This is a genomic window from Bradyrhizobium tropiciagri, assembly GCF_001189845.1.
In the GTDB taxonomy this organism is placed as follows: domain Bacteria; phylum Pseudomonadota; class Alphaproteobacteria; order Rhizobiales; family Xanthobacteraceae; genus Bradyrhizobium; species Bradyrhizobium tropiciagri.
The window spans coordinates 47,763-55,948 of the sequence record NZ_LFLZ01000060.1; the positions used below are offsets into that span (position 1 = coordinate 47,763).

General features: G+C 58.4%; 4 protein-coding genes and 2 pseudogenes. 5 read left to right on the forward strand and 1 reads right to left on the reverse strand.

The genetic code is table 11. The features are described from left to right. The first annotated feature begins 18 nt into the window (after window positions 1-18). From AKN84_RS33610 to AKN84_RS33625, 5 genes and pseudogenes are all read left to right on the forward strand, one after another. Entirely contained in the window at window positions 19-2,268 is a 2,250-nt protein-coding gene (locus AKN84_RS33610; protein ID WP_050424758.1) for a di-heme-cytochrome C peroxidase, read from the forward strand. Window positions 2,269-2,961: 693 nt separating this feature from the next. After that, window positions 2,962-3,165 (forward strand): hypothetical protein, encoded by a 204-nt coding sequence (locus AKN84_RS50820; RefSeq protein WP_128971393.1) that lies wholly within the window; start codon window positions 2,962-2,964, stop codon window positions 3,163-3,165. Between the two features lie 14 nt (window positions 3,166-3,179). Beyond that, complete coding sequence (locus AKN84_RS33615) at window positions 3,180-4,202, forward strand: IS110 family RNA-guided transposase (protein WP_050424760.1); 1,023 nt, start codon at window positions 3,180-3,182, stop codon at window positions 4,200-4,202. 946 nt (window positions 4,203-5,148) lie between these two features. Next, the gene (locus tag AKN84_RS33620; RefSeq protein ID WP_050424761.1) at window positions 5,149-5,979 is read left to right on the forward strand and encodes a Crp/Fnr family transcriptional regulator; all 831 of its coding nucleotides are present in this window, start codon (window positions 5,149-5,151) and stop codon (window positions 5,977-5,979) included. Between the two features lie 693 nt (window positions 5,980-6,672). Then, window positions 6,673-7,086 (forward strand): annotated as a pseudogene (locus tag AKN84_RS33625) (ATP-binding protein); the annotation flags it as partial. Between the two features lie 324 nt (window positions 7,087-7,410). Here the strand turns inward: AKN84_RS33625 and AKN84_RS46375 are convergent. Then, window positions 7,411-8,186: pseudogene (locus AKN84_RS46375) on the reverse strand (IS110 family RNA-guided transposase); the annotation flags it as partial.

Genomic DNA, 8,186 nt, shown 5'->3' on the forward strand with positions numbered 1-8,186 from the left:
AAATGAGGGAGGATTGCCATGGGGGCACGTTCGTTCAGGTCTTGGGTCGGTGGCCGGCTGAGGCGGTTGCCGCACGCCATCGGTCTCTTGGTCGCGATCATATTCGTGGTCGCGGCACTGGTCGCGGGCATGGCATACTTTGTACCGGAGAAGCTTCGCGATACGGCGCTCAAGATCAAGAATAGCGCAAATCTGGTTGCCCAGCTGCTGCCGGCGACGCTGCCGGCGCCGTCGAAGATCGATAGCGCGTATTGGCTGCCCCAGAACTGGAGTTCGCGGCTGCGTTACTGGTTCCACCATACCTCCCAGGGCACGGCGACCATTCCCGTGCCCTATCGATGGTTTCTGGCTCTCGAACGTCCCGAGCTATCGATCCATTACACGAGCTTGACCGACAATGAGTATCTGCGACGCCTTGGTTTCATCCCAAGTCCAAGCTCAAAGGACTTTGACGCGAGCTCACCTGCATACGGCTACCGCGAGGATGCGAAGGGGACAGGCTCCTCTTGGACGGCGAGCACGCCTGATAATCAAGCTGGTTTGCCGGTTGGCTTCGCAATTCTGAAAGGCGGCATCGATCCGACAACGGGGGCCTTCTACGAAGATCAGATCGGATTAACCTGCGCCGCCTGTCATACCGGTCATCTCGAGTATAAGAATGTCAGCATTCGCTTCGATGGTGGACCGGCAATGGTCAACCTCGGTGAGGTGGAACGGGTCATTGGACTATCGATCGGCTACACGCTGATCTTGCCGTGGCGGTTCGAGCGCTTCGCCAACCGGCTAGAAAGCATTGAAGGTCGAAGCGTCGACCGCAAGAAGCTGCGAAGTGATCTCGAACTAGCACTCCAGAAGATCAAGGCTCAAAAGGCTGCAAGCGATGGTCTTTTGGCGGGTCAGGGTGTTGCGGATCTCGATGAGGGGTTCGGCCGACTTGATGCCTTGAACAGGATCGGAAACCAGGTCTTCTATACCAATTTCCTGGATCCTGTGACCGGAGAACTTTCCGATCCGCTTCTCAAGGGCAACTTTGCGCGTAACGACGCGCCTGTAAGCTTTCCGCCGATCTGGGACACGCCGTACTTCCTGTGGGCGCAGTACGACGCCTCTGTCCTCAACGAGCTTGTTCGCAATTCCGGCGAAGCGCTCGGCGTCAGCGCGAAAATCAATATGAGGGCACCCGCGCCGGGCCGGCCGCTTTTTGAATCATCCATCCATCTGTCGGACATTGCGCGCTTCGAGGAGCTTTTGCGCGGGACCGATCCCTTTTCGTCGCCGGAGGCAAGCGGCACGAAATTCAACGGGCTTGTCGCGCCCCGGTGGAAGGACGCGCAGGACAAGTTCCGAGGCGACCCGGCTTGGGCCATCGACGAAAAGCTCGTTGAGAAAGGTCGGGATCTCTATCACTCGCATTGCTTTGAATGCCACCGAGGGCCCGTGAATGATCCCGCGTTCGACGCAAAGTGGCCGGAAGATTCCTTCTGGAAGCCGGAGAACCCGGATCGATCGGCCAAGGGCGAGAAAAATTGGGTCGAGGTCGGCGGACGCCACTATTTCAATGTCGTTCAACTGCCGGTGAACGTGATCGGTACCGATCGTCAACAATCCAACGTCCTGACGACGCGGCGTGTCCACCTACCCGACTCGCTCGGTCTGAATCCAGTCGATGACCTCAACAAGACCTGGGGCTGCGGCCTTCCAACTGATCGGGCGGCAGATCCGCTATTTGTGCTAGCCCTGATGGACGTGGTGGGCAAGACGATAGATCGATGGAACCTCGCGAACAACTCTTCCGAAAATACCAAGCAGCAGATGTGGGGGCCGAGGAAGAATTGCCAAAACCCGCGAGCATACATTGGAGCGCGGGTGCGCCGTAACGGCAAGGACGAAGAAGTCCTTGCCCTTGAACCTCAGTACCGCGCGCGTCCGCTGGACGGTGTTTGGGCAACAGCCCCGTATCTGCACAACGGATCGGTGCCGACGCTCAAGGACATGTTATTGCCGCAGGGCCGGCGGCCAAGCTCTTTCTGCGTTGGTAGCCGCAAATTCGATCCTGTTAACGTTGGGCTTGTTGCGAAAGTGCGCGCGAATGACGCCTGCGCGGCCGGCCTGACGGACTTCAACGTATCGCTGCTTGGGAACAGCAATCGTGGGCATTCATTCGAGGGCAAGGAAACTGATATTACGAAGCTGCCGCCTGGGGTCGTCGGTCCGGAACTGACTGACGCCGAAAGGCGAGCACTTCTTGAGTATTTGAAGACGCTGTAGGGAAGCCGTTAGCTTGAGAGCTCAGAGTTCGTCACAGAGATACAGAGCAAGCCGATCTGCGGGAAGAATACTGTCGACGTAAGAACTGTGCACGTGTCGAGACATCTTATTCGGTGCCTTACAAAGAATTGTCCAATGTCGTCGGGGCATTGGATGATGGCGGTGGTCCTTGGTTTGATGAGCGTTCATGTCCAGGGCTCCGCTCAGCTTCGTTGATCAATTGAAGCAGCAGGGCTGGGCTCTGGCCGCCGAGAGTAGAAGTCCGATGTCCTTTCGTGCCACTAACTCGGGAGGTGCTCCCGCGATCGAGCTTCATACTGATGCGCAGACATCTACTCGGAACTGTGAACTGGGGTGCGTACGCGGATCATTGGCGCATGAACCGAGCTTCGTCAGAAGAATAGTTCGGCGATCGTTGAGGAGGTTCCGCGAGCGGATATGTTCACTGGCGAAGCCTTGGTTTGGCGTCAAGATGGTCAGGCTTATCGAACGATCTGCCCAAGTGTGTCGGCTCGCCAAAGGAGTCAGGCTTGATGACACGCGAGCTGCTTACTGTATGATAATGCAACCATAAGTAGCATGGTGTAAAATTCGCCTCATGCCATTCATGTCATCGAATTGAGAATATTTTCGTCGGGAAGTTTGCGTTTGCGGTGTACTTCATTGCGCCGCCTCGATTGGAGGGGACCTGCTATGCTCGACTCCGAAACTATTGCCTGCCTCCGTCGAGTGCTAGATGAAGTTTGCAAGGGGGGGCCGCTTCAAGAGACGGGCACCCGAGCGCACGTCGCTTCCAAAATTCTAGAAGCCGCATCGCGAGGCGAGACTTCCGTTGATGGGGAAGACGGCCCCGCTCCCTCGCGCCGGCGATATACTGGCAATGGACGAAACCGCTAAAAGGAGCAACACCAATGGAAGTCGCGACAATTGGGTTGGACATTTCGAAGCACGTATTTCACATCCATGCAGTTGATGGCCAAGGCCAAGTGGCCGGTCGCCAACGCCTCCGGCGAGGCGAGATCGTGTCGTTCTTCTCCTCGCTCGCACCTTGCCTGGTCGGCATTGAGGCCTGTGCGACTGCTCACCACTGGGCGCGGGAGATTCAGCAGTTTGGACACGATGTGAGATTGATCCCGCCAGCCTATGTTAAACCCTACGTACGAAGAGGAGCCAAGAATGACGCCGCTGACGCGGCCGCGATCTGCGAAGCGGTCGCCCGTCCCAATATGCGGTTCGTTCCAATCAAGAGCGTCGAGAACCAGGGCTTCTTGATGCTTCATCGTGCAAGAGGCTTGTTGGTCCGCCAACGAACCATGACAGCCTGCGCGATTCGGGCTCACTTTGCTGAATTCGGAATCATTGTCGGGCAAGGCCGGCAACGGGTGGATGGTCTGGTGGACTTGTTGGATGACGAGGAAGTGACGCTACCGGCCCACGCCCGCATCGCACTAGCCGTCCTTGTGAACCAACTGAAGGAATTGGACCGGCAGGTCGAGGCCATCGAGCGCGAGCTAGCTCAGATCCTGCGAGTAAATCCGATGGCGAAGTTGCTATCCTCAATTCCCGGTATCGGTCCCATAACGGCCACGGCGCTCGCCGCGACTGTACCGGACGCAACAATGTTCCGCTCCGGGCGGGAGTTCGCGGCCTGGCTTGGCCTGACGCCTAAGCAGAATTCCACCGGCGGGAAGGATCGGCTCGGCCGGATTACGAAACAGGGGGATTCCTATCTTAGGCACTTGCTTGTCATCGGAGCACGCAATGTCGTTCGGTACCCAAAGGCACGCTCCCGGGTTGGAGGCGGCTGGATCGAAGCCCTGCTTGAACGGCGTCGGCCCATGGTCGTCGCCATCGCCGTTGCCAACAAGTTGGCCCGGATCGTCTGGGCGATGATGACGACCGGGGAATTCTATCGGCCTAAGCTCGCGGCCTGACTTTCCGCGCATCTTGGCCACCTTATGGTGCGAGGGCAAATGACAGCATGATGGACACCGGCGGAGCTGGGGATCGAGCAAGCCCGAAGAGCTTTAAGCGCAACAAGCGCGACCCGTTGATGAGGCCTCGATCCGCGATCTCCATCAGGGCCAGCGGCCATGGCATCGGTCGCACTAACAGGCCGTATACATGAACGCACCCGACCGGTATCCAAAGTGCTGCTGAAATCCCTTGCATCCGCGGGGCCGTCTATACATGAAGTTCTCAAGCAAATTGGGCGGAAGGCCTTGGCCGGCGCCCCGTCGATGTGGCCCGAGCAAGGCTCTCATCGCCACTCATCTGAAGGGAGCGGTTCCGGCAAACCCGTCGGCCCTACCAAACAGGATTGAGCACGTTGATGGGTTGATTCGGAACTCTCAGCAGAGCGCCCGGCGACGTGAGAGCATTCGCGGAGCGCGCCGTTATGGAGGCAGATCCGAAACGGCTAGGCTTCCGCAAGATGGCTTGGGTCGCGGTAAGGCAGTCATTTACCGGAACATGCGGCTCTCATGAAGCGGGATTGAGCTCATTGATCAAGCAGCCTGCGAGGAACAAGTTGATCGAGTCACCGGGACCGGCAGGGACGTTTTTGATGAAAGGCCCAGTTGACCAGCCTAGCTCCACTTGTCGTCAGGATGACCGGTGAATCCGGTCGCACCATAGTAAGCGGCGTGGTTGTCAACACCGGCCACGCGGTGCAAATCCAGCTTCGATTTGCCGTTCTGCCTGCTTCTAGGCCGATCGACTGAATGGTTGAAATCCGGTGCAGAGTGGGCACTTGGCGCAAGATTTGAGCGTTGGCACGGCGTTCATTGCATCAATTTGAATGAGGGCGGGTGCTAGAAGCCGTGGCCAAGTTCGTGTCAGCGAGGGGCGGTATCGAAGCCGCATGCTAGGAGAAGGACAGTGACCGATCACGTGACCACCGTCCTCCAACTGCGTGACTGTTCTGGAGATGGAGCTCTCAAGGGGGTGGCCGCCACGCCGCCGATCCTTCACGGACGACTAGCGGTAAGTTCCAAGAAGCAGGCTTCGGTCAAAAATGCGATTCTGGCGAGACTTTCTGTAGAGGACCTTGCCGCAATAGGGGGGAGCCTTGAGCCGATCGTTCTGAAAGAACGTCTGGTTCTGCAAGAGCCGAGAAGACCGGTCGAACACGTTTATTTCATGGAATCGGGTCTCGTCTCGCTAAGGGTCGTCGCGGCGGGAAGCATGCTTGAAACGGCGGTCATAGGATATCGGGGCGCCGTCGGCACTTCGTTCTTGTGGGGTGGACATATTTCGCCCCATCAATCTGTGGTGCTCTTTCCTGGAAGCGCGTACCGGATTCGGGTTGAGAATTTGCGCCGGCTGATGAAGGAAAGGCCGGACATCCGAGAGCGTCTCTTTGAGTACCTTCAGGCGCTGACCTTTCAATGCGTCCAGACAGGACTGTGCGGTGTTCGGCACAATCGCGAGCAGCGGCTTGCGAGCTGGCTCTGTCTAGCGAGTGACGCTGTTGATGCTTGCGTGCTGCCAGTTACTCACGACTATCTTTCTTCCGTCTTGGGATTGCGCCGCGCGGGGGTTACGGAGACGCTAATTCGATTCGAACAACAAGGGTTAATCCGCAAGATGCGTGGCGTTTTGCAGATCGACCAGCGCGAATCTCTCGAGCAAAGAGCCTGCTGTTGTTACAAGCTAGTCTCAAGCGCTTATGCCTCATCTTTGTCCGCATTTGCTTCGTGCGCGGATTGATCTGAGACTTGCGACAATCCTGTCCTTGCTGGTTCCGATGATCATCGGACTCACACAACTGCCTTGTTCTGTTGTTTTGCCTACGGTCCTACTATCGTTGGTAGGTTCTTAGCCTGCGCCGATTGGCATTTAGCGCGCGGCGATCGCCCATTATGCGGGTTTATTCCACGGTATGCGTTGACGAACTTTTCCAGATTTAGCCGCTGCGCGAATTAGATGGCTATCAGCACGGTGGATCTGCCTGCAGTGGCAGACGTCTGCGCTGCAGCAGACTTCGATGCTTCTTTTCTGCTGTAGAGAAAGGCGATTCCATCCGCCAGGTTCATATAGAGCCTCGGCAGTCGCTCGCTTGCGGTCTCATCCTGCTGACCGTTTCGCGTGCGAGCCGTTGTCGCCGCCGTTCAAGTAACCGACTGCCGAGTATGGCCGTATGGCCGATCGTCTCGCGCATTGACTCCGCGGGTGGGATTCGCAGCATTGCCGAGCTTTGAGAACACCCGTGCCTCAGTGTACCAGCTCAATGAATCCGGGGAGGCTTTTTGCTAGGGTGGGCGGCTCAAGAGGTCAGTATGCCGACGGTGACGCCGGCCTAGTTGCCAAGTTCGCCGTTTTCGACTGCTCTCCACGCTTCGCATGCATTGTTGTAAAGGCCGACCGCTTAGAAGATAGGCACTTGCCTGCTCCCCGGCCGCCAAAAGCTGGCTCGCCTCGGCGCTCGGCTACAAGGCCTGCAGCAACAATCGCTCCATGCTTTTATCAGCGCGTCCCGCGGCTATTGGCCGATCTCGGTTTGGCGCGCGGCGACGGCCGCTATCCCCGTCTGCTGCGTGCGCTGGGCCGTGTCGATCTCCTCATCCTCGACGACTGGGGCCTCGAGCCGCTCGACGCAGCAGTCCGCCACGACCTCCTGGAGATCTCCTCGAAAATCGCTGCGGCCGCCGCTCCACCATCGTCACCAGCCAGCTCCCCGTCGACCAATGGCACGCGCTGATCAGCGACCCTACCTGCGCCGACGCCTTCCTCGACCGCCTGGTCCATAACGCCCACCGGCTCGATCTGAATGGCGAGAGCATGTGGCGAACCCGCAAACACAGCCGAAAGGCCTGAGCACAAGTGGCGCTGTGGACATGTTGCTACGCCTGGAGACCGCGAAGGGCATTGCCCACATGCCCTCTGTGGACGCCCCCGGGGATGCAAGAAGAATCTTTCGTCAAGCGCTGCGCTGTAGTCGGGTGCTGACATCTGTCCGGCCTTTAACGCGACCGTCGTTTGTCGCGGGCCCGTATGGGAGTTCGCGGATCAGGTCCAAATCACAGCGGCGTGCTTGCATAGCATTTGGGCATGTACTGGTTTTCCCAACCCCGTCTCTCGACTGTTGCGCCATACCTTCCGTTTGACCTTCCTACATCTCGACGACCTCTGACCGGACGGCTATGCCGCCACAGCCGGAGCTTTATAGACCCCACCGTTGGCCATCAGAGCCCAGACGACGCGGGCCATCTTGTTGGCAAGAGCGGTGGCTACCAGCATAGGTGGCTTGCGGGCAATCATGCGCCCGAGCCACGATGACGGTGAAGGGACTCGCCGCCGTGCCTGCTGCACGACCGCAGTCGCGCCGATGATAAGTAACCGTCGCAACGTTCGCTCCCCCATTTTCGACGTCGCACCCAGCTTCTGTTTGCCGCCCGTGGAGCGCTGCAACGGGGTCAACCCCAGCCATGCGGCGAAGTCGCGTCCGCACCGGAAGCTTCGGCGGCAGGCGCAAGGGCAAGCAACGCCGTCGCCGTCATTGGTCCCACGCCTGGGATTGTCATCAAACGGCGGGCATCTTTTTCTTTTCGGGCGCGACGGGTGATCTCGCTGTCGAGTTTCTTGATCTGCATTTCCAGCGTCACCATCGTCTTGATCAATATGTCGAGTACGAACCGTGCCGCTTCGGGCACATTTGTTTCTGGATCCATTGCGCGCTCGACAAGCTCTCCGACATGGGCCGTGCCCTTTGCCATGATCACCCCGTATTCGGCGAGATGACCACGCAAAGCATTGATCGCCTGGGTCCGCTGCCGGATCAGCAGGTCGCGGGTCCGAAACACCACCGCGCTCGCTTGCTGCTCTTCACTCTTGACGGGAACGAAACGCATGGTCGGCCTCTGCGCTGCTTCACAGATCGCCTCTGCATCGGCCATGTCGTTCTTCTGCCGCTTGAC

Bases quoted from the DNA above. Each gene is read 5' to 3' on its own strand.
- AKN84_RS50820 (WP_128971393.1), top strand. From the start codon at position 2,962: ATGCTCGACTCCGAAACTATTGCCTGCCTCCGTCGAGTGCTAGATGAA.
- AKN84_RS33610 (WP_050424758.1), top strand. From the start codon at position 19: ATGGGGGCACGTTCGTTCAGGTCTTGGGTCGGTGGCCGGCTGAGGCGG.
- AKN84_RS33615 (WP_050424760.1), top strand. From the start codon at position 3,180: ATGGAAGTCGCGACAATTGGGTTGGACATTTCGAAGCACGTATTTCAC.